Annotated in this window: 1 protein-coding gene; it reads right to left on the bottom strand. The window is 48.6% G+C overall.

Annotated features, from left to right (window positions below; all coding sequences use genetic code 11):
- Positions 1-130: 130 nt before the first annotated feature.
- A partial coding sequence (locus VIR50_RS08075) for a SusC/RagA family TonB-linked outer membrane protein (RefSeq protein WP_331934634.1) occupies positions 131-2,057 on the bottom strand: 1,927 nt, incomplete at its 5' end.

Genomic DNA, 2,057 nt, shown 5'->3' with positions numbered 1-2,057 from the left:
TAAAAGTCGTCCGATGAGCCGAGATTACCCATCTTTTCAATGTTAAGATTGTCACTGCAAGCCGTGAAAGCAAGGCAAGTAAGCAGTGAAAAGGCGTAAATAAATATCTTTTTCATAATCGGTTGGCGGTTTAGAAGGTTAAGTTAACACCAAGAACTACTTTCTTTGATACGGGATAACTGCAAATATCGACACCCTGACCGGAGCCTGTGCTGGCTGAACTGGCCTCGGGATCGAAGCCCGAATACTTGGTAAAGGTGAAGAAATCCTCCAAAGAAACGTACACACGGAGGTTGTCTATGAGTGCTTTTTTGGTCAAGTGCTTAGGTATAGTGTAGCCAAGTTGTATCTGCTTTATCTTAAAGTAGGAGCCATCCTTTATCATTGCGCTTGATAAAGTGTACTTGGAAATGTCGGCATTGGCCGCCGGATGGCTGGCCGCAGTGTGGTTTGGAGTCCATCGATCGTCGTACCATTCGCTCTTGATGCGGTTTCCGCTGGTGCGATCGGACGAGAACAAGCTCTGATAAACTTCGTTTCCGGCCACGCCCGAACCAAAGATGATGGCGTCGAAGCCCTTCCATGAGGCGTCGAGGGTGATACCGTAAGTAACCGTGGGGATAGCGGAGCCGATGTTGGTACGGTCTTCCGTGGTTATCAAACCGTCGTTGGTAAGGTCCTCAAACATAGGTTGGCCGTTGGCAGGGTCTATTCCTTTGAACTTATAACCATAGAAATGCCATACCTCGGAGCCTTCCTCGAATATGGTCAAGGGGTCGTTCAAGCGTGCATATCCCGAGATATAATCGATTCCTTTGCTCAAATAAGTCACCTCATTCTTTAATGTGGAGAAGTTACCACGTACGCCATAGCGGAACTTTCCGATGTTATCGCGCCATCCTAACTCCACTTCAAGGCCCTTGTTAGATACTGATCCGGCGTTCATGGGTGAGAAAGTACCACCCGCAATGAGTGAAGGTTTCAGGCCGGTAACCAACAAATCGTCGGTCTTCTTGGAATACCAGTCAACGGTAAGGTTGAGTCTGCCCTTGAAGAAGCGCGCGTCAAGACCTAAGTCAAACTGCGTTGACGTTTCCCAAGACAGCTTGTCATTACCCATAGAGGTAGGTGTGGAGCCGGTGATGTACTGCGGATTGGCGTCATCACCAAAGGCATACTTGTTGCCACTGGCCATTGTCGTGGCGTAAAGGTAATTGCTCAACGCGCCGATAGAACCGTTCTTACCCCAGCTGGCACGCACTTTCAGATACTCAAACCATGACGGCATTTGCTTCCAAAAGCCTTCCTCGGAGGCTACCCAAGCCACGGAGGTTGCGGGAAAATAGCCCCAACGGTTGGTCATAGGGAGCTTGGAAAGGTCGAAAGCGTCGGCACGGAGCGAGAATTGGAACAGATATTTGTTATCATAACCATAGGTAACACGACCAAAATAGGATTCGCTGGTGTTGACGGTACGCACACCGCTGTTGGTCTTTTTCGCAGAGCTGCTGGCAAAGTCGAGCCATCCGAAAAGCCAAGGCTCGTCTTTCTGAAGAACGCCCTCACCACTTTCTTGGTCGGCTTGCAGGCCACCGGTGGTATAAGTAGACGTATTGCGGGTGAAAGAGTGGCCTATCATGGCTGTTATATCGTGCTTCTTACCTACTCGGAGCATATAATTGAGGTAGTTATCCCACTGATAATTCACGCCATCACGGTTGGTTTGACTGAAGTTTGACTGCAAAGCATAACGCTGAGCGCTGGTATAATAGGGGTAACTATACTGCGTGCTGTTGCCCGAATTGATGAAATAACCAAACTTACTTGTGAAAATAAGGCCCTTGATAGGCGTAAACTCCAAAGCGAAGTTACCGTTTACACGGTTGAAACGGCGGTTCTGAACGCTTGAGGCGTTATAAGCCAATGGGTTGGAGAAGGTATAGAAGTTGGAAACAGAATAGTAATTACCATTCTCATCACGCATAATGTTCTTGCCACCATCAATCAGTGCCTTCATGCTCGATGGCAGGTCAGCCGGCGCATAGGCCACGGGGGTA

The organism is Prevotella sp. (assembly GCF_036570325.1).
GTDB lineage: Bacteria > Bacteroidota > Bacteroidia > Bacteroidales > Bacteroidaceae > Prevotella.
This window is presented reverse-complemented; position numbering and strand designations above follow the sequence as displayed.